The sequence below is a fragment of the Gordonia jinghuaiqii genome (genome assembly GCF_014041935.1).
Classification (GTDB): Bacteria; Actinomycetota; Actinomycetes; order Mycobacteriales; family Mycobacteriaceae; genus Gordonia; species Gordonia jinghuaiqii.
Genome location: NZ_CP059491.1, coordinates 3,329,302 through 3,351,643 on the forward strand (window position 1 = coordinate 3,329,302; position 22,342 = coordinate 3,351,643).

Here is a 22,342-nt window from a genome sequence, read left to right on the forward strand (position 1 = left end):
TCAGCTCACTTTCTTGGTGCAGTTGGCCAGAACCGGATCGTCCCGGTTGCCCTCGGCTCCGACGGTGCCGCCGGCATTACGTCGGGTGTCGAACGGAACCGTGCTGACCGACTCGGGCACCTGACAGATGGACGCGAGCGCCTCGGCGTTGGTCGCGGTCGGGTTCGCCTGGCGGAACCGGATGTAGGAGTCGAAGTCCTCCGGCGTGACCGCACGGACCTCGAAGTTCATCATCGAGTGGTAGGTGCCGCACATCTCGGCGCAACGCCCGACGAAGGCGCCGGTCCGATCGATCGAGCTGAACTGGAAGATCGGGTCGCTGGCGTTCTGCTTCGGGAACGGGAAGACGTCGCGCTTGTAGAGGAACTCCGGCACCCAGAACGAGTGGATGACGTCGGCAGAGGCGATGTTGAACTCGATCCGCTTACCGGTCGGCAGGACCAGGATCGGAACCTCCGAGGATGTTCCGACGGTCTCGATCTTGTCGAAGTTCAGGTAGTCGCGGATGTCGTCATCGCGGCCGCCGGCCGGCAGGGGCACTTCTTCGTGCTCGCCACCGTGATCGCTGGGACCGCTGTGCTCGGTCTCCGCGGCGGGGCCGGAGCCACCGACCTGTTCCTGGATCTCGAACGGGTTGCCGTTCTCCTCGAAGCCGTCGTAGACGGTGCCGTCGGAGAAGACGACCTTGTTGTAGCCGAACTTCCAGTTCCACTGGAACGCGGTCACATCGACGACGACCTTCGAGTCGTCGGTCTTGCCTTCGACGTCGTTCTGCACGATGACGGTGAAGTAGAAGAGCACCGCGATGATGACGAACGGGATCGCCGTGTAGGTGAGCTCCAAGGGGACGTTGTACGCGGTCTGCCGCGGGAAGACGCCCTTCTTGGCGTCATTCGCGCGGTGGAACGTGATGGTCCAGAATATCAGCGCCCACACCAGGATGCCCATGACCAGAGCTGCGATGACCGACCAGGTCCACAGATCGACCATCTTCTTGGCCTCGGGCGTGATGCCCTCGGGCCAACCGAAACGCATCGCCGCGCCGGCGTCGCACCCCGACATCAGCAGTGCGCCGAGGCCGAGAGCGGCGACAAATCCGAGTCGCTTCATCGTCCGTGACGCGGATGAGACACGCCGCGCTCGGGGCCGTCCATCGTGAGCCAATTTCACGCCTTCCTGCTCGCTCACCGGCGCCCTTGCGCCGAGGTGAGTGCATGCCACATGACCTGCAAGGGCAAGAACCCGCCGTGGGCACACGGCAATTCTTGCACCTAGTACTACGCAGCGTAGACCAACCGGGGGAAGCTCTCGTTATTGGGGTTGATCCGGTCGTGTCAGCTCTGCGGCGTGCGCGAACAAGCCAGGTCGGAACCGTCTGTTGCTCTTCAGGCATACTCGGACGCGGCCCGGCCGTGGCCGGCCGTGGGTGTGGATTGACAACGGATTGGGAGAAGTAAACGTGTGTGGTCTGCTCGGCCTGTTGACCTCCGACGCATCGGCAGCCGATGTCGTCGACGCGGTGGCGGTGGCCTCACACTGCATGCGGCATCGCGGACCCGACGAACCGGGGACGTGGCACGACGAGGACATCGTCTTCGGCTTCAACCGGCTCTCGATCATCGACATCGAACATTCCCATCAGCCGCTCCGGTGGGGTCCCCCGGAGAGTCCCGACCGCTACGCGCTGGTGTTCAACGGGGAGATCTACAACTACCTGGAGATCCGCGCCGAACTCGCCGCGGACGAGGGCGTCGAGTTCCGCACCGAGGGTGACAGCGAGGCCATCGTCGCCGCATTCCACCACTGGGGTCCCGACGCGGTGCGCCGCCTCCGCGGCATGTTCGCGTTCGCGATCTGGGACACCGAGACCCGGTCGTTGTTCCTCGCCCGCGATCCGTTCGGCATCAAGCCGCTGTTCGTGGCGTCGGGTCCGGGCGGGTTGATCTTCGGCAGCGAGAAGAAGAGCCTGCTCGAACTGATCGAACGCGTCGGCCTGTCGGTGGATCTCGATCCGCGCGCGATCGAGCACTACACCGTGCTGCAGTACGTCCCTGAGCCCGAGACCGTGCACGCCGACATCCGCCGTCTCGAGTCCGGCTGTCATGCGACCGCCACCCCCGGCAGTCCCCTGTCGATCCGGCGGTACTTCACCCCGCAGTTCGGTGTCCGGCCGGTCACCGACGCCACCCGCCAGAAACGCTACGACGAGATCGCCGACGTCCTGGCCGATTCGGTCGCCAAGCACATGCGCGCCGACGTCACCGTCGGTTCGTTCCTGTCCGGCGGCATCGACTCGACGGCCATCGCCGCGCTGGCCATCCGGCACAACCCCGACCTGATCACCTTCACCACCGGTTTCGAGCGGGAGGGTTACTCCGAGGTCGATGTCGCCGCGGAGTCGGCCGAGGCGATCGGCGCGCGCCACGTCGTGAAGGTCGTCGGACCGTCGGAGTTCATCGGGGCCATTCCCTCGATCGTCTGGTATCTCGACGATCCGGTTGCCGATCCCGCGCTCGTGCCGCTGTACTTCGTCGCCGCCGAGGCGCGCAAGCACGTCAAGGTCGTACTCTCCGGCGAGGGCGCCGACGAACTCTTCGGCGGGTACACGATCTACAAGGAACCGCTGTCACTCGCACCGTTCGACCGGCTGCCCCGCGCACTGCGCCGTGCCGCGGGCAAGGTGTCCGACCGCATCCCGGAGGGCACCCGCGGAAAGAGCCTCCTTCATCGCGGCTCGCTGACTCTGGAGGAGCGCTACTACGGCAACGCACGCAGCTTCGACGACGCCAGGTTGCAAGCGGTGCTGCGCGACTACCGCCCGGAGTGGACCCACACCGACGTCACCGCGCCGATCTATGCGATGAGCGAGGGCTGGGATCCGGTGGCGCGCATGCAACATCTCGATCTGTTCACGTGGCTGCGCGGTGACATCCTGGTCAAGGCAGACAAGATCACCATGGCCAACTCGCTCGAACTGCGTGTGCCCTTCCTCGATCCGGAGGTGTTCGCGGTCGCCGAGCGTCTGCCGCACGACGAGAAGATCGCCCACGGCACGACGAAATACGCGTTGCGCAAGGCACTCGAGCAGATCGTCCCGGCCCACGTGTTGCATCGCAAGAAGCTCGGCTTCCCGGTTCCGATCCGCCACTGGCTGGCCGGCACCGAGATGTTCGACTGGGCGCACGAGACGATCGCCCACTCACAGACCGACCACATCTTCGACAAGTCCGCGGTGATCGCGATGCTCAACGAACACCGGGAAGGCGCGGTGGACAACAGCCGTCGCCTGTGGACGGTGCTCATCTTCATGGTGTGGCATGGGATCTTCGTCGAGGGCACGATCGTGCCCGAGATCATCGACCACACCTACCCGGTGCGGGTCTAGACACTCCACCGGCCGGCAATCATCCCGACACCGCCCCAGAAAACCGCCCTCCCAAGGCAATTCGACGACGATACGTCGCTCGTCAGCCTGTGGAGGGCGGTTTTCCGGGGCGGTTCGGTGTGTCAGTGCGCGAGCTTGAGACCGATCACGCCGCCGACGATCATCAGCAGGAAGAACACCTTGACGGCCGAGACCGGTTGCTCGCCGGTGGCCATCGCGTAGACGACGGTGAGCACCGCGCCGATCCCCACCCAGACCGCGTAGGCGGTGCCGATCGGGAGTTCGCGCATCGCATAGGCCAGACCGGCCATGCTGGCGGCCAGCGCCGCGACGAACACCAGCGTCGGGGCGAGCCTGGTGAAACCCTCGGACTTGCCCAGCGCAGTGGCCCATACGGCTTCGAGAACACCCGAGATCACCAGGATCAACCACGACATCACGACCTCCAGCGGGCCGTCTTGTCGCACACCGGGTACAGCACCCCTCGTCCGGGAGCCCGCCATCGGGGCTCGCCTTCCAAGGTCTCACGTCCGGCGAACGGAGGGCAACGTCAGACCGGTCACCACCGGGCGTCCGCCGGACGCGGTGATCAACCGGCGAGCGCCGCCTTGATCTCCGCCGCGGCGTCGGCGCCGTAGGCGCCCTCGATGCGCGCCAGCGCGGTCGCGTCGTCCCACGACCAGTCCTGGGTCGACACGGTCTCGAGGATGAGTACGGCGACCATCGAGCCGACCTGCGCGGCGCGTTCGAAGCCGAGCCCCTTCGACAGTGCGGTCAGGAAGCCTGCGCGGAAGCCGTCGCCGACACCGGTGGGATCGACCTTCGCGGTCTCCGGCACCACCGTCACATGGGTGCGGGTGCCGTCGCGTTCGACGATCTCGACGCCGCCCTTGCCCAGCGTCGTCACGCGCACGCCGACCATCTCGGCGACCTGCGTCTCGGACAGGCCGGTCTTCTGGCGCAGCAGACCCCACTCGTACTCGTTGGTGAACAGGTAGTCGGCGCCGTCGATGAGTGCGCGTGCCTCCTCGCCGTCGAGGCGGGCGAGCTGCTGCGACGGGTCGGCGGCGAACGGGATGCCTGCGGCCCGGCACGCCTCGGTGTGACCGATCATGCCTGCGGGATCGTCGGCGCCGATGAGCACGAGATCCGGCGCACCGGTCTCGGCGATCACGTCGGCGAGCACGATGTCCCGGCTCTCGCTCATGGCGCCGGCGTAGAACGTCGCCAGCTGCGCCATCGTCTCGTCGGTGGTGCACATGAACCGTGCGGTGTGGTGGGTCTGGGAGACGCGCACGCCACGGCAGTCGACGCCGTTGGACTCGAGCCACGCGCGGTACTCGGCGAAGTCGGAGCCGACGGCACCGACCAGCACCGGACTGCCGCCGAGCTGCCCCATCGCGTAACAGATGTTGCCGCCCACGCCGCCCCGGCGGACGACGAGGTCCTCCACGAGGAAGCTGAGGGAGATGTGTTCGAGCTGGTCGCCGAGCAGCTGCTCGGAGAACTTGCCCGGGAACTTCATCAGATGATCGGTAGCGATGGACCCGCACACAACGATTGCCACTAGCGTTCTCAGCCCTTCAGGTGGTTGACCGGACAGGTGTCCACGCTACCCACTCCCCCGACACGACACCGGCCGCACCCCGAAAAGGGATGCGGCCGGTGGAGAAAAGCCGTTCGACGCGCGCGGCGTCGGATCAGTTGAACGAGTCGCCGCAGGCGCAGCTGCCCGTCGCGTTGGGGTTGTCGATGGTGAACCCCTGCTTCTCGATGGTGTCGACGAAGTCGATGGTGGCGCCCTGCACATAGGGAGCGCTCATCCGGTCGACGGCCAGCTTCACACCGCCGAAGTCGGAGGTGACGTCGCCGTCGAGGCTGCGATCGTCGAAGAAGAGCTGGTATCGCAGGCCGGCGCAGCCGCCCGGCTGGACCGCGATACGCAGCGCGAGATCGTCGCGGCCCTCCTGGTCGAGCAACGCCTTCGCCTTGGACGCGGCAGCGTCGCTCAGGATGACGCCGGTGCTCGTGGCAGTGCCCGTTTCGTTCTGCACGGTCATGGATGCTCCTGTAAGTGGTGTGGTCCCGGTCGGAAGAGGCCCGATCTCGCTCTGGGGTCTGTGCCCCGCGCCTTCTCGGGTTTCACCCCGCTCGCCGGGAGGTCGACCGGTTGTGCCCGTGCGTACAACCGTACTCCCTCCTGTGGTATTCCCGTCCATTCGGACCGACGTCGAGCACTGAACGCCGATCGGTCCGGGTTCAGCCCGAATACCGCTCCGCAACCGACTCGGCGAGCCGTGTGAGCTGGTTCTCGGCGTCGGCCATGGCGACCTCCACCGACCCGGCCACGTCGACGATGGCGTACGCACCCGCGATTCCGGCGGCGGCGATCTCCGACCCGGACAGCGCGACCTGCCCGGCGAGGACCAGGGTCGGGGCGCCGGCACCGGCGGCCCCCACGCTCGATGCCGCGGCGTGCAGAGCGGACACGACCTTGCCGCGCAGGGTCTGCGAGTCGAACCGACCCTCACCGGTGACGACGACGTCGGCGGCGGTGACCTCGGCGGACAGGTCGGTGGCCGCGGCCACCACGGTGGCACCCGACACCCGCTCGCCGCCCAGGGCGAGCAGCGCGGCACCGAGACCGCCGGCCGCGCCGGCGCCGGGTTCTGCGATGATGTCCGTACCGGCGAGCGAGTTCAGGGTCGACGACCAGTCGGCCAACCTCTTCTCGAGCAGGGCGACGGTGTCGGCGTCGGCGCCCTTCTGCGGCCCGAACACGGCAGCCGCCCCCAGCGACCCGAGAAGCGGGTTCTCGACGTCGGACGCCACCACGATCTGCACATCGCGCAACATCTCGAGCGCCCGCGCGCCACCGCCGAGGGCGTCGACGAGGCCGGCACCCCCGTCGGTGGTCGCGCTGCCACCGAGGCCCACCACGATGCGACGCACACCGTGCGACAGTGCCGCGGCGATGAGCTCCCCCACCCCGTGCGTGGTGGCCTGCACGGCTGTGCGCGGCGTCGGCGTCCCGCCGAGCTGATGGAGTCCGCAGGCCTGGGCACATTCGAGGTAGGCGGTCGACGACGCCTCGTCGAGGAGCCATCGCGCGGCGACCCCCGCACCGAGGGGGCCGTGGACCTCCTCGGTGACGACGGTGCCCACGCGGGTCGCCAGCACATCGACGAAACCCGGACCGCCGTCGGACTGCGGGGCGAGAACGAGATCGTCGGCCGGCCGCGCGGCGACCCAACCGCGCGCGATGGCCTGTGCCGCGACCACCGCGGACATGGTGTCGCCGAACGAATCCGGCGCGATCAGAACGCGCACGGGCATCCACGCATCGGTTCGGCCGCCATCGACTCGCCTCCACACCCGCCACCGGTCATGAGCACGAAGTATAGGTAGCGCGCCGATACCCGGCAGGGCGACGAGACCTCTCCGGCCCGTCCCCGCACCTCACCTCGCGGCAGCAAATCGACGTCCGCGGCCTGCCGTCGCCGACCGCGGCGCCCGAAAGCGACGACCGCGCGTTTCCCTCGCAACATCGATCACCTAGGCTCTACAGGCGTGAAGCTGCCATGGAAGAAGGACGACACGCAGGCGGATTCGGGCGACGGCCCGGTCTCCACCTTCGCCGTCGACGAGTCCGATACCACCGACGAGTCGACCCCCAAGGGCAGCAAGTACACACCCGGCAAGGGACGCCCGACGCCGAGTCGCCGCCAGGCCGAGAACCGACGTCGCGGCCCGGTGGCCCCGCCGCCGACGACCCGGTCCGAGGCGCGTGCGCGCAAGAAGGAACTCAAGTCCACCCTGTCCAAGGAGGACAAGCGCAGGCTCTCGGAGGAGCGCCGCGCCAAGCGTCTCGAGCAGCGCGAGAAGATGATGGCGGGCGAGGAGGCGTTCCTGATGCCCCGCGACAAGGGACCGGCGCGCCGCTACACCCGCGACATCGTCGACGCCCGGCGCAACTTCGCCGGACTGTTCATGCCCTTCGCCATCCTGCTGATCCTGATGATGTTCCTGCTGCCGCAGGCGGCCGCGCTGACCAACCTGGTCCTCGTCGCGTTCGTCGTGCTGATGGCCATCGACGGAGTGATCCTCGGACGTATGGTCAATCGCCGTGTCGCCGAACGGTTCCCGGAGTCGTCGGACGGCGGGTTCAAGCTGGGCTGGTACGCGTTCACCCGCGCGATGCAGCTGCGCAAGATGCGCGCCCCCAAGCCGATGGTCTCGCGCGGCGACGAAGTCTGATCCGTGGCCGACCGCGCAACGCGCACCCTCGTCCTCGGGGGCGTGCGATCGGGCAAGTCCGCGTACGGCGAATCGCTGTTGCGCGGGCACCGGCAGATCCGCTATCTGGCGACCGGCCCCATCACCTCCACCGACAGCGAGTGGATGGAGCGGATCCGGGTTCATCGTGAGCGCCGCGACGATCGATACACCACGATCGAGACCGCCGACCTGAGCCGCGCCTTGCGCGCCGCCCCCGACATCCCCGCCCTCGTCGACGACCTGGGCAGCTGGCTCACCACACAGATCGACGCCGTGCACGGCTGGACGTCGGGGTCGGAGATCGATCTCGACGCCCAGATCGCCGACTTGTGCGACGCGCTGTCGGCGATGACCGCCGACGTGGTGCTCATCAGCCCCGAGGTCGGCCTGTCGCTGGTGCCGCCCACACCCGCCGGACGCGTGTTCCAGGATCTCCTCGGGACCCTCAACGCCGCTGTCGCCGCCGTGTGTGAGCGCGTGTCGCTGGTGGTCGCCGGCCGCGTCCTGGACCTCCCCCGGGACGACGCGGCAGCTCGGACAGCACCGGTCGACGCCGACGCACCTGTCGTGGCGCCTGCCGTCGCGGCCGGGGAGCCCGGCCGTGACCGGACAGAGCCACCGGCGTCCGAAGCGACTCCCGAACCCCCTGCCGATCCCCCTGCCGACGCCGCGCCGGATCACACCCCCGATGACGCGCCGGCGTCCCGCGAACTGCCCGACCCCACCGACGCCGAGGTCTTCGCGCCCGTGTCTCCGCCCGACGAGGCGGTCGCCTTCGCCGCCCGCGAGCGCCAGATGATGCTCACCAAACCGCCGGGGTCACTCGGCCGGGTCGAGGAGATCGGGGTGTGGATCTCGGCGTGCCAGGGACAGTGCCCACCGGCCCCGCTCACCGCTCCTGCCGTCGTCGTGTTTGCCGGCGACCACGGCGTCGCTCGCGGCGGCGTGTCGGCGTTCCCGCCCGAGGTGACCGCGCAGATGGTCGCCAACATCGCCGCCGGTGGTGCGGCGGTGAACGTGATGGCCGACCGGGTCGGCGCGACGGTGAAGGTCGTGGACATGTCCGTCGACGCCGACACCGCACCGCACCTGTCGCGGTACAAGGTGCGACGCGGCAGCGGTGATCTGCGCACCACCGACGCCATCACCCTGGCCGAGGCCCGGATGGCACTGGCGGCAGGTCGCGCCATCGCCGACGACCTCATCGACTCGGGCACCGACGTGCTGATCGCCGGCGAGATGGGTATCGGCAACACCACCCCCGCAACCGTCCTCGTCGGTGCGCTCGCACGACGCGAACCGGTCGAGATCGTCGGTCGCGGAACGGGTGTCGACGACGCGGGCTGGATGCGCAAGACCGCCGCGATCCGCGACGGCATGCGACGCGCACGCAAGGTGATCCACGACCCGCTGGCCCTGCTCGCCGCGGTCGGCGGCGCCGACCTCACCGCGACCGCGGGCTTCCTCGCCCAGGCCGCGCTGCGCCGGACACCGGTGATCCTCGACGGCGTGGTGATCACCGCGGCCGCGATGGTCGCCAACGAGCTCGCGCCGGGCGCGATGCGGTGGTGGATCGCCGGTCACCTGTCGGTCGAACCCGCACATCGGATCGCCCTCGAACACCTCGACCTCGAGCCCGTACTCGATCTCTCGATGCGGCTCGGGGAGGGCAGCGGCGCGGTACTGGCACTTCCGATCGTGCAGTCCTCGGTCGACCTGTTGATCTCGATGGCCACCTTCGACGAGGCCGGCGTCACCGACAAGAGCGCGGCCGCCTCCCCCGCCGAGCCTGCGGGCACCGGAACATCCTGACCGCGAGGCGATGTGCGATGCTCTCGCCGGTGAGCGCGGTGCGGACCGCGGTCAGCTGGATGACCGTGCTGCCGGTCGGCGACGCCGGCACCACCCCCGATCGGGCGGTCGGCGGGGCCGCGATGTCGGCACTGCCGGTGGTCGGAGCCGTGTTGGGCGCGACCGCCGCGGCGGCGGCGTTCCTGCTGTCCTCCACCGACGCCCCCGCCCTGCTGACCGGCGTACTGGTGGTCGCGCTGCTGGCCGTACTCACGCGTGGCATGCACCTCGACGGACTCGCCGACACCGCCGACGGCCTCGGGTGTTACGGCCCGCCAGAGCGGGTCACCGAGGTGATGCGCAGCGGCACCGTCGGCCCGTTCGGGGTCGCGACGCTGACCCTCACCCTGGGTGTCCAGGCGGTCGGGTTCGCCGGCCTCGCCGAGCGATCGCGTTGGTACGACATCGTCTTCGCCGTCGCAGTCGCCCGCCTCGGTGCGGTCATCGGCACCCGACGATCACTGAAACCCGCACACCCCAACGGTTTCGGCGCACTGGTCGCGGGCACCCAGTACCGTTCGATCGCCGTGTGGTCGCTCGTCGCGCTTGTCGCGACCGTTCCGCTCCGCTTGGGCCACAACGGATTCGACGGCGGCCAGATGGAGCCGGCCGCCGTCGTCCAGGGTGTTGCGATCGTCGTGTGTGTCGCCGCATTCGCGTGGTTGTTCACCCGGCACTGCGCGCGCCGGATGGGCGGAATGACCGGCGACGTACTCGGCGCCACCATCGAACTCGGTGTCGCACTCGCCGTCGTCGGCCTTCTGCTCTGACCGAGTCGGACGCCGCCTCAGCGGCAGATGTCTCGCCTCGGCGGCAACCGTTTCCCCTCAGCCGCGGTAGAGCTCCGTCATCCACCCGTGGGTGTCGGCGAAGGTTCCGCGCTGGATGCCGGTCAGGGTGTCACGCAGTGCCTGTGTGACCTCGCCGGTCTCACCGTTGTTGATGGTGTAGTCCTCGCCGACGCCCTTGACGCGTCCGACGGGGGTGATCACCGCGGCGGTGCCGCAGGCGAAGACCTCGGTGATGTCACCCGACGCCACGCCCTTGCGCAGTTCCTCGGTGGTGATCTTGCGTTCCTCGACCGCGAAACCGGCGTCGGTGGCCAGCGTCAGCAACGAGGAACGGGTGATGCCCGGCAGCAACGAGCCCGACAGTTCGGGCGTCACCAGACGCGCGTCTGCACCGGACCCGAAGACGAAGAACAGGTTCATCCCGCCCATCTCCTCGATGTACCGGCGTTCGATGGCGTCGAGCCAGACCACCTGGTCACAGCCCTGCTCGGTGGCCTGCTGCTGAGCCAGGAACGCCGCCGCGTAGTTGCCGCCGCACTTGGCGAAGCCGGTTCCGCCCGGCGCCGCGCGCACGTACTCGGTCGACAGCCACACGCTGACCGGCTTGATACCACCGGCGAAGTAGGCGCCCGCCGGGGAGGCGATGACGGAGTAGATGTACTGCGTGGACGGCGCGTTGACACCGAGACCGGCCTGCGAGGCGAACATGAACGGACGGAGGTAGAGCGCTTCCTCACCGCCGGCGGCGGGGACCCACGCGTTGTCCGCCTCGAGCAGCACCTCGAGCGAGCGGATGAAATCCTCCACCGGAAGCGCCGGCATCGCGAGCCGCGCGGCGCTGCGCTGCATGCGTTCGGCGTTCGCCTCGGGGCGGAACGCGGCGATCGACCCGTCGGGCTGGCGGTAGGCCTTGAGTCCCTCGAACACCTCTTGGCCGTAGTGCAGAACCGTCGCCGCGGGGTCGAGGGCGATCGGACCGTACGGCTTCACCTTGGCGTTGTGCCAGCCCACCTCGGCGTCGTAGTCGATCATCACCATGTTGTCGGTGAAGTACTGGCCGAATCCGGGGGCGGCGAGGATTTCTGCGCGTCGGCCCTCCGACACCGGATGCGGGTGCTCGGTACGGTTGAACTCCAAGGTCATGGCGTCATGGTACCGCTGGGCGCAAAAGCGATCTCCGCGCCCGGTCGGCGCACGAAACGCCGCGGTGAGACGCCCGGGCGCGGGCGCGCCCGTCACACATGCGACGGCACGAACGGCGGGATGACGACCTCGCACGGCAGCTCGCGACCCCGCACGTCGACGACCACCTCGTCGCCCTTGCGCACACCCGAAACGGTGTCGAGGAGCGCCAGCGCGATGCCCTGTTTCAGGGTCGGCGAGAAGGTGCCAGACGTGCACATCCCGATCTCCTGGCCGCCCGCACCGTCGGCCGACCGGACCACGCAGCCGGCGCGGGGCACCCCGCGACCGGTCGCCTTGAGTCCGTAGAGGCGACGGGCCGGCCCCGACTCCTTCTCGGCGAGCAACGCGTCCCGGCCGAAGAACGACGGCTTGTCCCAGCCCACCGCCCAGCTCGACCGCGCCTGCACCGGCGTGATGTCCGGCCCGAGCTCGTGACCGTGCAGCGCATAACCCATCTCGGTGCGCAGGGTGTCGCGCGCGCCCAGGCCTGCGGGCAGCCCACCGGCGGCCGTGATCGCCTCGAGCAACACGTCGAAGACGGCGCCTGCCTCGGACCAGCGCGGCAGGATCTCGTACCCGCGTTCGCCGGTGTAGCCGGTGCGACAGACCCGCACGGGCGCCACGCCGTCGGCGGTGGTCAGCTCGGCGTCGGCGAAGGCCATGTACTCGATGTCGGCGGGCAGGCCGAGCGCGGCGAGGATCTCCGGTGACTTGGGGCCCTGCACGGCCAGTACGCCGAGGTCCCGATGCTGATCGATGATCGAGATGCCCTCCGGCGCAACCGCGGCGAGCTGTGCGATGACAGCTGCGGTGTTGGCCGCGTTGGGCACCAGGAACACCTCGTCGTCGCCGACGAGGTAGGCGATCAGGTCGTCGACGACACCACCGGAATCGTTGCAGCACAAGGTGTACTGCGCCTTGCCCGGAGCGATCTTGCCGAGGTCGTTGGTGAGCGTGGAGTTGACGAACGCCGCCGCGCCCGGCCCGGAGACGAGCGCCTTGCCCAGGTGGCTGACGTCGAAGATGCCCACGGCCTCACGCACCGCCGCATGCTCGGCGACCGTGCCCGAGTACGACACCGGCATGTTCCAGCCGCCGAACTCGGCGAAACTCGCACCCAGTGCGGCATGGCGGTCGGCGATCGGTCCGGCGAGGAGTTCAGTCATGCCGTTCACGCTATCGGGCCGTACGGCGGAGCTGCCCGAGACCGTGAGGTCCGCACTCGACCCGGCCTCTCGACACCACCGGTCGGCACCGGCCGGGCTGTGGCAGAGTTGACCGGGTGAGCAAGAACGACACCGTCGACCGCACGCGCGGCCCCGAACTCGAACTGTCCACCACGATCGGCAAGGACGACACCGCCCTGGTCATCGGTCTGATCAGCGCATCGGGCTCCGGTGATGACACCGCCGATGCCGCCGAGCCGACCCTGGCGATCGGCGACGGAATCCTCGACGACGCCCAGGCGACCGCCATCACCGCCGCCCTCACGGCGTTGCAGGCCACCGGATCGCACGGCGAGATCACCCGGATCCCGGCCCCCGAATCACTCTCGGTGGGCCTCGTCGTCGCCGTCGGCCTCGGCGACGCCGACAATCTCGACGACCACGATCAGGTCCGTCAGGCCGCAGGCATCGCCGCCCGCGAACTCGACGGCCTCGAGTCGGTCGCGACCACGCTGTCGACCGTCGACCTGATCGCCGCGGCCGAGGGCCTGTTCCTCGGCGCCTACCGGTTCGACGAATTCCGTTCGGAGAAGTCGAAGCCGAATAAGACTCCGCCGCAACGCCTCACGCTGCTCGTCGAGTCGAAGTCCAAGGAAGCCAAGGCAGATCTGGAGCGTGCGGTCGCCGTCGCCGACTCCGTCGCCATCGCCCGCGACTTCGTGAACACCCCGCCGAGCCACCTCTACCCCGAGGAGTTCGCGGCCCGCGCCCGCACGCTCGGCAGCAAGGCCGGACTCAACGTCGAGATCCTCGACGACAAGGAACTCGACGCACAGGGGTACGGCGGGATCATCGGCGTCGGCAAGGGATCGTCGCGTCTGCCCCGGCTCGTCCGGCTGACCCACACGGCCAAGAAGTCCCCGAAGAAGGTCGCACTCGTCGGCAAGGGCATCACCTTCGACACCGGCGGCATCTCCATCAAGCCTGCCGCGAACATGGACCAGATGACCTCGGACATGGGCGGTGCGGCAGCCGTCATCGCCGCGACCATCCTGGCCGCCCGTCTCGACCTCGACGTGTCGGTCACCGCGACCGTGCCGATGGCCGAGAACATGCCGTCCTCGACGGCGCAACGCCCGGGCGACGTGCTGACCCAGTACGGCGGACGCACCGTCGAGGTGCTCAACACCGACGCCGAAGGCCGCCTCGTCCTCGCCGACGCGATCGTGCGCGCCTGCGAAGACGACCCCGACTACCTCATCGACACCGCCACGCTGACCGGTGCGCAGATGGTGGCGCTGGGCACCCGCACCCCCGGCGTGATGGGTACCGAGGAGTTCCGCGACCGGGTGGCCGCCCGCTCGGCCGACGTCGGCGAGAACGCCTGGGCCATGCCGTTGCCCGCCGAGTTGCGCGCCGACCTCAAGTCGCGGGTCGCCGATCTGGCCAACGTGACGCCGCACCGCTGGGGCGGCATGCTCGCCGCGGGCATCTTCCTCAAGGAGTTCGTGCCCGAGAACGTGCAGTGGGCCCACATCGACATCGCCGGACCGGCCTTCAACACCGGCGGCCCGTGGGGCTACACCACCAAGGGCGGTACGGGCGTACCTGTCCGCACCATCGCCGCAGTGCTCGAGGACATCGCCGAGAACGGATGAGAACCGTTACCAACGAGTACGAGCCGAACCGAGTCGGCCCGTCGCCGTGCGGGTAGGGTGATCGGCGGGGATGAGTGGCTGACCCGCCATCCATTTACGCGGTCCCCACCGCGTCCCACCAGCGTGCCCACCGGCGCACACACCACCGGGCATCACCAACAGACCACCACGTCGAGTTCAGGAGTTCACAACGATGGCCTTCTCCGTCCAGATGCCCGCCCTTGGTGAAAGTGTCACCGAGGGGACAGTCACCCGGTGGCTGAAGGAGGAGGGCGACACCGTCGAGGCCGACGAGCCCTTGCTCGAGGTGTCGACCGACAAGGTGGACACCGAGATCCCCGCCCCCACCTCGGGCGTGCTGACCAAGATCCTCGCGCAGGAGGACGACGTCGTCGAGGTCGGTGGCGATCTGGCCCTGATCGGCGACGCCGACGAGGCGGGGTCCGACGACTCCGGTTCCGATGATTCCGCTTCCGACTCCGCCGGCGGCGACGAGCCGACCGAGGCCGCTCCCGAGCCCGAGCCCGAGCAGGCCGCCGAGGAGCCCTCGACCGAAGAGGACGCACCGGCCGAGAAACCCACCGCCGACACCGGTTCCGGCTCCGCGGAGGGCACCGACGTGCTCATGCCCGAGCTCGGCGAATCGGTCACCGAGGGCACCGTGACCAACTGGCTCAAGGCCGTCGGCGACGAGGTCGCCGCGGACGAGCCGCTCCTGGAGGTCTCGACCGACAAGGTCGACACCGAGATCCCCTCGCCGGTCGCGGGAACGCTGCTGGAGATCTTCGCGCAGGAAGACGATGTCATCGAGGTCGGCGGCAAGCTCGCCGTCATCGGCGACGCCTCGGCCGCCCCCGCCAAGAAGGACCCGGAGCCCGAACCGGAGGCGAAGTCCGAGCCCGAGCCCGAACCAGAACCCGAGCCGGAAACCAAGGCCGAGCCGGAACCCGAGCCCGAGCCGGAAACCAAGGCCGAGCCGAAGCCAGAACCCAAGGCCGAGTCCAAGCCGGCTCCCGAGGCGAAGTCCGCGGAGAAGTCCGACCCGCCCACCGTCGAGTCGACTCCGTACGTGACCCCGCTGGTGCGCAAGCTCGCCGCGGAGAACAACATCGACCTCAACTCGATCAAGGGCACCGGCGTCGGTGGCCGTATCCGCAAGCAGGATGTGCTCGCCGCGGCCGAAGAAGCCAAGGCGCCCGCACCCGAGTCCACGCCTGCGGCTGCTGCACCTGCTGCCTCGGCCCCGGCCCAGTCGTCCTCGTCGCCGGAGATCCGGCCCGAGCTCGCCGAGCTGCGCGGTACGACGCAGAAGATCAACCGCATCCGTCAGATCACCGCCAAGAAGACCCGCGAGTCGCTCCAGCAGAGCGCCCAGCTCACGCAGGTCTTCGAGGTCGACATGACCAAGATCGTCGGACTGCGCAAGGCGGCCAAGGAGGGCTTCAAGGCCTCCGAGGGTGTCAACCTCACGTTCCTGCCGTTCATCGCGAAGGCCGTCGTGGAGGCGCTGAAGGCGCACCCGAACGTCAACGCCTCGATCGACGAGGACAAGAAGGAGATCACCTACTACGACAAGGTCCATCTCGGCATCGCCGTCGACACGCCCCAGGGTCTGCTGTCGCCGGTCATCCACAACGCCGATGACCTGTCGGTCGCCGGGCTGGCCCGAGCGATCGCCGACATCGCCTCGCGTGCGCGTTCCAACGGCCTCAAGCCCGACGAGCTCGCCGGCGGCACCTTCACCATCACCAACATCGGCAGCCAGGGCGCCCTCTTCGACACCCCGATCCTGGTCCCGCCGCAGGCGGCCATGCTGGGTACCGGTGCGATCGTCAAGCGTCCGGTCGTCATCACCGGTGACGACGGTTCGGAGTCGATCGCGGTGCGCTCGATGTCGTACCTGCCGCTGACCTACGATCACCGCCTCATCGACGGTGCCGACGCGGGCCGCTTCCTCACCACGGTGAAGAAGCGCCTCGAAGGTGCCTCTTTCGCCGCCGATCTCGGCCTCTAGGGCGAGAGAGTCCGGCAACAACAGGGACACGCGATGCGCACAGCCGTCGCAGGTTCACAGGGCCTCATCGGGAACGCCCTGGTCAACTCGCTGCGCGCGGCGGGCCACACGGTCACACGTCTGGTCCGCCGCGAGGCACGTGCTGATGACGAGTTCAGCTGGGACCCGGAGACCATCGGCGTGCCCCCGGAGAGCCTCGACGGGGTCGACGCCGTGGTCTCCCTGGGCGGGGTCGGCGTCGGCAACGGCCGCTGGACCGGACGGTTCAAGCAGGAGTTGCGCGACTCCCGGATCACGCCGACCGAGGTTCTCGCCGAAGCCGTCCGCGATCTCGGTATCCCGACGTTCCTCAGCGCCAGCGCGACCGGTTACTACGGCGACACCGGAACCCGCGTCGCCGTCGAAACCGACGGCCCCGGTGAGGGTTTCCTCGCGGGGCTGGTCGTCGACTGGGAGGCCGCAGCCGCCGCCAACGTCGGGAGCGACACCCGTCTGGTCCTGCTGCGGACCGCCCCGGTCCTCAGCGCACGCGGTGGTCTGCTCGGCAAGCTGCGACCGCTGTTCAAGCTCGGGCTGGGCGGCCCGATCGGCGGCGGCGAACAGTACTTCTCCTGGATCAGTCTCATCGACGAGGTGCGGGCCATCGAGTTCCTCCTCGACGCCGACGTGTCCGGCCCGGTCAACCTCAGCGCACCCGGATCCGTTCCGTTCGGCGAGTTCACCTCCGCGCTCGCCAGGGCCGTACACCGTCCGGCACCGTTCGCGGTGCCCGGATTTCTCGCGCGCGGCGTCGGCGGCGAGATGGCCGAGGAAATGATTCTGTTCAGTCAGCGCGTTGCACCCCACGTGCTCACCGATTCCGGATTCACCTTCACCCACGCGGGGATCGACGAGGCCCTGGCCTACGCGACCCGATCCCCCGCATCATGACCGGCCGCTCCGTCCGCGCCGACACCGCGCCCGTCGAGGTCCGTTCCCTCGGCGTGGTCGACTACCGCACGGCCTACGACATGCAGCACGGTCTGGCCACCGATCGGGCCGACGGCACCCTGGACCATGACGTGCTCCTGCTGCTGGAACATCCGTCGACCTACACCGCGGGCAAGCGCACCGAGGACGCCGACCGGCCGACGAACGGCGCCCCGGTGATCGATGTCGACCGCGGCGGCCGCATCACGTGGCACGGGCCGGGACAGCTCGTCGGTTACCCGATCGTGAAACTCGCCGAGCCGCTCGACGTCGTCGAGTACGTGCGTCGCCTGGAGTCGGCGCTCATCTCGGTCTGCGCCGGCCTGGGTGTCTCGACCGGCCGCGTCGACGGGCGGTCGGGTGTGTGGATCGTCGACGACGCCGGCGAACGCAAACTCGGACAGATCGGCATCCGCGTAGCGCGCGGGGTCGCACTGCACGGTTTCGCGCTCAACGTCGATCCCGACATGTCCGCATTCGAGGCCATCGTGCCGTGCGGTATCGCCGACGCCGGGGTCACGTCGCTGTCTCGTGAACTGGCACAGCCGTTGTCGGTGTCCTCGCTGCTCGACGCCACCGCGACGGCCGTGCTGACCGCGTTCGACGGCGTCGCCGCGACGCCCACCCCTGACCACACTTCTGCGAGCGTAGGATCGATCCAGTGACCGCGTCCCCCCTCACCCCCGGACCCGGTGCCCCCGATGCCACACCCACGGCGTCGGCTCCCGCACCCCAGACCACCCCAGCCCAGACCACCCCAGCCAAGATCACCTCAGCCCAGAGCGCACCGGCACCGAGCACCACGTCTTCGGGTGCCGCCCCGGCGCCCGAAGGCCGCAAACTCCTTCGGCTCGAGGTGCGCAACGCCCAGACCCCCATCGAGCGCAAGCCGGAGTGGATCCGGACGCGCGCGACCATGGGCCCGGAGTTCACCGAGCTCAAGGGTCTGGTCAAGCGTGAGGGCCTGCACACGGTGTGTGAGGAGGCCGGGTGCCCCAACATCTACGAATGCTGGGAAGACCGCGAGGCGACGTTCCTCATCGGTGGCGAGCAGTGCACCCGACGCTGCGACTTCTGCCAGATCGACACCGGCAAGCCGGCCCCGCTCGACCGCGACGAGCCGCGTCGTGTCGCCGAGAGCGTCCAGGCCATGGGCCTGCGCTACTCCACCATCACCGGCGTGGCCCGCGACGACCTGCCCGACGAGGGTGCCTGGCTCTACGCCGAGACCGTCCGGGCGATCCACCGTCTCAATCCGGGCACCGGCGTGGAGAACCTGATCCCCGACTTCCACGCCAAGCCCGACCTGCTGGCCGAGGTGTTCGACGCCCGGCCCGAGGTGCTCGCGCACAATCTCGAGACGGTGCCGCGCATCTTCAAGCGCATCCGGCCGGCGTTCCGCTACGAGCGCTCCCTCGAAGTACTCACCGCCGCACGCGATTTCGGCCTCGTCACCAAGTCCAACCTGATCCTGGGTATGGGTGAGACCCCGCAGGAGGTGCAGTCGGCGATCGTCGACCTGCACGAGGCCGGGTGCGACATCCTCACCATCACGCAGTACCTGCGCCCCTCCCCGCGGCACCATCCGGTGGAGCGGTGGGTCAAGCCCGAGGAGTTCGTCGACCATTCCGAGTTCGCCGAAGAGGTCGGTTTTGCCGGCGTCATGGCGGGCCCGCTGGTGCGGTCGTCCTATCGGGCCGGGCGCCTGTACGCGCAGGCCATGGCACACCACGGTCGCGAGATCTCCCCGGCACTGGCGCACCTGGCGACCGCGGGTTCGGCCAGCCAGGAGGCCTCGAGCCTGATGGAACGTCTCGCCCGCTGACCTCGCGCCCGCACCCACGGCGACCTTTCGGACGGTCCCCATCCAGCCGGACGTAAACTGGCCACATGGCAAAGGCGCAGTCCGTGAGCAAGGAAGCAAAGGCCGCGAAGAAGCAGGCCCGTAAGGCGGCATCAAAGGAACGGCGCCAGCAGTTGTGGCAGGCCTTCCAGATGCAGCGCAAGGAAGACAAGCGGCTCATCCCGTACATGGCGGGCGTGATCGTCCTGTCGATCGCCGTCTTCACCGCGCTCGGCTTCCTGCTGGGCTCGCCGTGGCTGGTGATCCCCCTCGGCGTCGTGGTCGGCATCCTCGGCGCGTTCATCCTGTTCGGCCGTCGCGTGCAGAAGAACGTGTACACCAAGGCCGAGGGACAGCCCGGCGCCGCCGGCTGGGCCCTGGGCAACATGCGTGGCCAGTGGCGGGTCAAGCAGGCCGTGGCCGGCACCTCGCACCTCGACGCCGTGCACCGCGTGATCGGCAAGCCGGGTGTGATCCTGGTCGCCGAGGGTTCCCCGACGCGGATCAAATCGCTGCTCACCCAGGAGAAGAAGAAGGTCGCCCGTGTCGTCGGCGACACCCCGATCTACGAGATCATGGTCGGCAACGACGACGGCCAGGTCCCGCTCTCGAAGCTGGAACGCCACCTCAACAAGCTGCCCAGCAACATCGACCGCAAGCGCATGGAGACCCTCGAGGGCCGGCTCGCCGCTCTCGGGAGCAAGGCCCCCGGGCCCGGAATGCCCAAGGGCCCGCTGCCCGGCAACGCGAAGATGCGCAGCATGCAGCGCACCGCGCGTCGTCGAGGCTGAGACGCCCGCACACCCTCCACGAACGGACGAACGCACCCCGAGTTATCTCGGGGTGCGTTTGTCCAACTCTGGAGGGTGTGCGGCCCGGGGTCAGCGGGTGCGGACGAGCGCCGTTCCGGTCGCACGATCGTGCAGTGCGCGGCCGTTGTAGTCGTTGATCAGCGCAGGCACGAGGAACACGATCAGGATCTGTCGGGCGAGGGCGCGGACGATGCCGACCGCGGCCGGGCTCTGCTTGCCTGTCGCCTCCGCGGTGTTGCGCTCGGCGCCGAAATCCACTCGTGCGACACGCATTCCCATGGCGTACTGGCCCGGCGTGAACCCGAAGAAGGTGACCGCGAACACACCCATGACGAACCACACGCCGAGCTGGGTGGTGGCGAGGTTGGGCGAATCGAAACCGACGAACAGCAATGCCAGTCCGGCGGCGATCAACCAGTCGACGAGCAGGCCCGCCACGCGGGGCCAGCCGGTGGCCAGAGACCCTGGGCCGCCGGCCGGCAAGCCGAGGTCCTGACCACGATATTCGTTGTCGACGTCGGTCCCGGGACCGATCTGCGGGCCTGACAGCCAGGAACCGGTGGCTCGTCCCATTGTGATGACTCCTCTCGCGCGACCGCGGAAACACCCCGGGTCCGCGTCGTTAAATGCGGTGTTCACCATGGTAGTCGCGGCGGCAGAGCCGACCTTCCTCGCCCGCGAACGCACCCCGCTACTGTTGGGGTGCGCCGAGTGCGATCTGTGATCCACAGCGGTGTAGCTGACAACACCGCGCTGTGTAGCCAACATTGCGCGTGTAGCCAACAACACTGTGCGTGTAACACAGGAGAAACACGGACTTGACGCATGGGCAACTTCGCCTCCATACGGTTGCCGCTGAGATCCGCTGCTGTTTCTCAGTGGCGGATGTGGCGTGTCCCAACACGTACCACCGATCACGAAGGAGTCACCGCACGGTGTACAGCAGTAAAGAAGAACTACTCGAGGGCATCAAGAAGGAAGGTGTCGAGTACGTCGACATCCGCTTCTGCGACCTGCCCGGTGTCATGCAGCACTTCTCGATCCCCGCTTCGGCTTTCGACGAGAGCGTGTTCGACGACGGGCTGGCATTCGACGGCTCGTCGGTGCGCGGCTTCCAGTCGATCAACGAGTCGGACATGATGCTGCTGCCCGATCCCGCCACCGCGCGGATCGATCCGTTCCGCAGGGCGAAGACGATGAACGTCAGCTTCTTCGTCCACGACCCGTTCACCCGTGAGGCCTACAGCCGCGACCCGCGCAACGTCGCCCGCAAGGCCGAGGACTACCTCGCCTCGACCGGCGTCGCCGACACCTGCTTCTTCGGTGCCGAGGCCGAGTTCTACATCTTCGACTCGGTGTCCTTCGGTTCGGAGATGAACGGCACCTTCTACGAGGTCGAGTCCGAGTCCGGCTGGTGGAACACCGGGTCGCCGCGCGACCCCGACGGCAGCCCCAACCTGGGCTACAAGGTCCGCCCCAAGGGCGGGTACTTCCCGGTCGCCCCGTACGACCACTACGTCGACCTGCGCGACGAGATGTCGACCAACCTGACCAACTCGGGCTTCGAGCTCGAGCGCGGTCACCACGAGGTCGGCACCGCGGGCCAGGCGGAGATCAACTACAAGTTCAACACGCTGCTCCACGCAGCCGATGACGTGCAGCTGTTCAAGTACATCATCAAGAACACCGCGTGGCAGAACAACAAGTCGGTCACCTTCATGCCGAAGCCGCTCTTCGGCGACAACGGCTCGGGCATGCACGCCCACCAGTCGCTGTGGAAGGACGGCAAGCCGCTGTTCCACGACGAGGCCGGTTACGCGGGTCTGTCGGACCTGGCTCGCTACTACATCGGCGGCATCCTGCACCACGCGCCGTCGCTGCTGGCCTTCACCAACCCGACGGTCAACTCGTACAAGCGTCTGGTCCCGGGCTACGAGGCCCCGATCAACCTGGTCTACAGCCAGCGCAACCGCAGCGCCTGTGTGCGTATCCCGATCACCGGCAACAACCCGAAGGCCAAGCGCCTCGAGTTCCGTTGCCCGGACAGCTCGGGCAACCCGTACCTGGCGTTCGCGGCGATGATGATGGCCGGCCTGGACGGCATCAAGAACAAGATCGAGCCGCACGAGCCCGTCGACAAGGACCTCTACGAGCTCCCGCCGGAGGAGGCCAAGTCCATCCCGCAGGCTCCGACCTCGCTGGCCGCGGTCATCGACCGCCTCGAAGAGGACCACGACTACCTCACCGCCGGTGGCGTGTTCACCGAGGACCTCATCGAGACCTGGATCGCGCTCAAGCGTGAGAACGAGATCGAGCCGGTGCAGATCCGTCCGCACCCGTACGAGTTCTCGCTGTACTACGACTGCTGATCCGGTGGTGGCAGCGGTTCT

19 protein-coding genes and 1 riboswitch are annotated in these 22,342 nt (G+C 68.5%); of the genes, 11 read left to right on the forward strand and 8 right to left on the reverse strand.

Annotated elements, in window-relative coordinates; all coding sequences use genetic code 11:
- Positions 1-1,110: an aa3-type cytochrome oxidase subunit II gene (ctaC, locus tag H1R19_RS14780; protein WP_188327801.1), complete on the reverse strand. Its 1,110-nt coding sequence runs from the start codon at positions 1,108-1,110 to the stop codon at positions 1-3.
- Positions 1,111-1,459: 349 nt separating this feature from the next.
- On the opposite strand from ctaC, the gene asnB reads away from it, so the two are divergent.
- The gene (asnB, locus tag H1R19_RS14785) at positions 1,460-3,385 is read left to right on the forward strand and encodes an asparagine synthase (glutamine-hydrolyzing) (RefSeq protein WP_219849419.1); all 1,926 of its coding nucleotides are present in this window, start codon (positions 1,460-1,462) and stop codon (positions 3,383-3,385) included.
- Positions 3,386-3,507: 122 nt separating this feature from the next.
- Here asnB and H1R19_RS14790 read toward each other — a convergent pair whose 3' ends face one another.
- The 4 genes from H1R19_RS14790 to H1R19_RS14805 all read right to left on the reverse strand — a co-directional run bounded on the left by H1R19_RS14790 (position 3,508) and on the right by H1R19_RS14805 (position 6,715).
- Positions 3,508-3,822: a DMT family transporter gene (locus H1R19_RS14790; RefSeq protein WP_219849420.1), complete on the reverse strand. Its 315-nt coding sequence runs from the start codon at positions 3,820-3,822 to the stop codon at positions 3,508-3,510.
- 10 nt (positions 3,823-3,832) lie between these two features.
- Positions 3,833-3,899, reverse strand: a riboswitch (guanidine-III (ykkC-III) riboswitch).
- A gap of 75 nt (positions 3,900-3,974) precedes the next feature.
- Positions 3,975-4,952 (reverse strand): carbohydrate kinase family protein, encoded by a 978-nt coding sequence (locus H1R19_RS14795; protein ID WP_219849421.1) that lies wholly within the window; start codon positions 4,950-4,952, stop codon positions 3,975-3,977.
- A gap of 133 nt (positions 4,953-5,085) precedes the next feature.
- Positions 5,086-5,445 carry a HesB/IscA family protein gene (locus H1R19_RS14800; RefSeq protein ID WP_188327797.1) on the reverse strand — a complete coding sequence of 120 codons (360 nt, stop codon included), beginning with the start codon at positions 5,443-5,445 and terminating at the stop codon, positions 5,086-5,088.
- Positions 5,446-5,644: 199 nt separating this feature from the next.
- Positions 5,645-6,715, reverse strand: a complete 1,071-nt coding sequence (locus tag H1R19_RS14805) for a glycerate kinase family protein (protein ID WP_219851701.1) — start codon at positions 6,713-6,715, stop codon at positions 5,645-5,647.
- 240 nt (positions 6,716-6,955) lie between these two features.
- Between H1R19_RS14805 and H1R19_RS14810 the strand changes: the two genes are divergently transcribed.
- The 3 genes from H1R19_RS14810 to H1R19_RS14820 are packed head-to-tail and all read left to right on the forward strand — an operon-like array spanning position 6,956 to position 10,284.
- Positions 6,956-7,642, forward strand: a complete 687-nt coding sequence (locus H1R19_RS14810) for a DUF3043 domain-containing protein (RefSeq protein WP_219849422.1) — start codon at positions 6,956-6,958, stop codon at positions 7,640-7,642.
- Positions 7,643-7,645: 3 nt separating this feature from the next.
- Complete coding sequence (gene cobT, locus H1R19_RS14815; RefSeq protein WP_219849423.1) at positions 7,646-9,475, forward strand: nicotinate-nucleotide--dimethylbenzimidazole phosphoribosyltransferase; 1,830 nt, start codon at positions 7,646-7,648, stop codon at positions 9,473-9,475.
- Between the two features lie 17 nt (positions 9,476-9,492).
- A complete protein-coding gene (locus tag H1R19_RS14820) occupies positions 9,493-10,284 on the forward strand; it encodes an adenosylcobinamide-GDP ribazoletransferase (protein ID WP_219849424.1) in 792 nt (263 codons plus the stop codon).
- 57 nt (positions 10,285-10,341) lie between these two features.
- Here H1R19_RS14820 and H1R19_RS14825 read toward each other — a convergent pair whose 3' ends face one another.
- Together H1R19_RS14825 and gcvT are read right to left on the reverse strand one after the other, a co-directional pair.
- Positions 10,342-11,448 (reverse strand): branched-chain amino acid aminotransferase, encoded by a 1,107-nt coding sequence (locus H1R19_RS14825; protein WP_188327793.1) that lies wholly within the window; start codon positions 11,446-11,448, stop codon positions 10,342-10,344.
- Positions 11,449-11,540: 92 nt separating this feature from the next.
- Positions 11,541-12,656, reverse strand: coding sequence for a glycine cleavage system aminomethyltransferase GcvT (gene gcvT / locus H1R19_RS14830; protein ID WP_219849425.1), 1,116 nt, complete (start codon positions 12,654-12,656; stop codon positions 11,541-11,543).
- A gap of 116 nt (positions 12,657-12,772) precedes the next feature.
- Between gcvT and H1R19_RS14835 the strand changes: the two genes are divergently transcribed.
- From H1R19_RS14835 to H1R19_RS14860, 6 genes are all read left to right on the forward strand, one after another.
- Positions 12,773-14,314, forward strand: a complete 1,542-nt coding sequence (locus H1R19_RS14835; RefSeq protein ID WP_219849426.1) for a leucyl aminopeptidase — start codon at positions 12,773-12,775, stop codon at positions 14,312-14,314.
- 193 nt (positions 14,315-14,507) lie between these two features.
- A complete protein-coding gene (gene sucB / locus H1R19_RS14840) occupies positions 14,508-16,328 on the forward strand; it encodes a 2-oxoglutarate dehydrogenase, E2 component, dihydrolipoamide succinyltransferase (protein WP_219849427.1) in 1,821 nt (606 codons plus the stop codon).
- A 33-nt stretch (positions 16,329-16,361) separates the two neighbouring features.
- Positions 16,362-17,258: a TIGR01777 family oxidoreductase gene (locus tag H1R19_RS14845; RefSeq protein WP_188327789.1), complete on the forward strand. Its 897-nt coding sequence runs from the start codon at positions 16,362-16,364 to the stop codon at positions 17,256-17,258.
- Positions 17,255-17,962, forward strand: a complete 708-nt coding sequence (lipB, locus tag H1R19_RS14850) for a lipoyl(octanoyl) transferase LipB (RefSeq protein ID WP_188327788.1) — start codon at positions 17,255-17,257, stop codon at positions 17,960-17,962. The genes H1R19_RS14845 and lipB overlap by 4 nt, the downstream gene beginning before the upstream one ends.
- Positions 17,959-19,122 (forward strand): lipoyl synthase, encoded by a 1,164-nt coding sequence (gene lipA, locus H1R19_RS14855; protein ID WP_219849428.1) that lies wholly within the window; start codon positions 17,959-17,961, stop codon positions 19,120-19,122. Before lipB ends, lipA begins: the two co-directional genes overlap by 4 nt.
- A 65-nt stretch (positions 19,123-19,187) precedes the next feature.
- Positions 19,188-19,931 (forward strand): DUF4191 domain-containing protein, encoded by a 744-nt coding sequence (locus tag H1R19_RS14860; protein ID WP_188327786.1) that lies wholly within the window; start codon positions 19,188-19,190, stop codon positions 19,929-19,931.
- 90 nt (positions 19,932-20,021) lie between these two features.
- On the opposite strand, the gene H1R19_RS14865 is transcribed toward H1R19_RS14860, so the two are convergent.
- Entirely contained in the window at positions 20,022-20,525 is a 504-nt protein-coding gene (locus H1R19_RS14865; RefSeq protein ID WP_219849429.1) for an RDD family protein, read from the reverse strand.
- Between the two features lie 362 nt (positions 20,526-20,887).
- On the opposite strand from H1R19_RS14865, the gene glnA reads away from it, so the two are divergent.
- A complete protein-coding gene (gene glnA / locus H1R19_RS14870) occupies positions 20,888-22,321 on the forward strand; it encodes a type I glutamate--ammonia ligase (RefSeq protein WP_188327784.1) in 1,434 nt (477 codons plus the stop codon).
- Positions 22,322-22,342 lie beyond the last annotated feature (21 nt).

What these genes read in the sequence shown, in the direction of transcription:
- ctaC (WP_188327801.1), bottom strand. Translation starts at nt 1,110, where the DNA reads ATGAAGCGACTCGGATTTGTCGCCGCTCTCGGCCTCGGCGCACTGCTG.
- H1R19_RS14790 (WP_219849420.1), bottom strand. Translation starts at nt 3,822, where the DNA reads ATGTCGTGGTTGATCCTGGTGATCTCGGGTGTTCTCGAAGCCGTATGG.
- H1R19_RS14800 (WP_188327797.1), bottom strand. Translation starts at nt 5,445, where the DNA reads ATGACCGTGCAGAACGAAACGGGCACTGCCACGAGCACCGGCGTCATC.
- H1R19_RS14820 (WP_219849424.1), top strand. Translation starts at nt 9,493, where the DNA reads ATGCTCTCGCCGGTGAGCGCGGTGCGGACCGCGGTCAGCTGGATGACC.
- H1R19_RS14825 (WP_188327793.1), bottom strand. Translation starts at nt 11,448, where the DNA reads ATGACCTTGGAGTTCAACCGTACCGAGCACCCGCATCCGGTGTCGGAG.
- gcvT (WP_219849425.1), bottom strand. Translation starts at nt 12,656, where the DNA reads ATGACTGAACTCCTCGCCGGACCGATCGCCGACCGCCATGCCGCACTG.
- sucB (WP_219849427.1), top strand. Translation starts at nt 14,508, where the DNA reads ATGGCCTTCTCCGTCCAGATGCCCGCCCTTGGTGAAAGTGTCACCGAG.
- H1R19_RS14845 (WP_188327789.1), top strand. Translation starts at nt 16,362, where the DNA reads ATGCGCACAGCCGTCGCAGGTTCACAGGGCCTCATCGGGAACGCCCTG.
- lipB (WP_188327788.1), top strand. Translation starts at nt 17,255, where the DNA reads ATGACCGGCCGCTCCGTCCGCGCCGACACCGCGCCCGTCGAGGTCCGT.
- H1R19_RS14860 (WP_188327786.1), top strand. Translation starts at nt 19,188, where the DNA reads ATGGCAAAGGCGCAGTCCGTGAGCAAGGAAGCAAAGGCCGCGAAGAAG.
- H1R19_RS14865 (WP_219849429.1), bottom strand. Translation starts at nt 20,525, where the DNA reads ATGGGACGAGCCACCGGTTCCTGGCTGTCAGGCCCGCAGATCGGTCCC.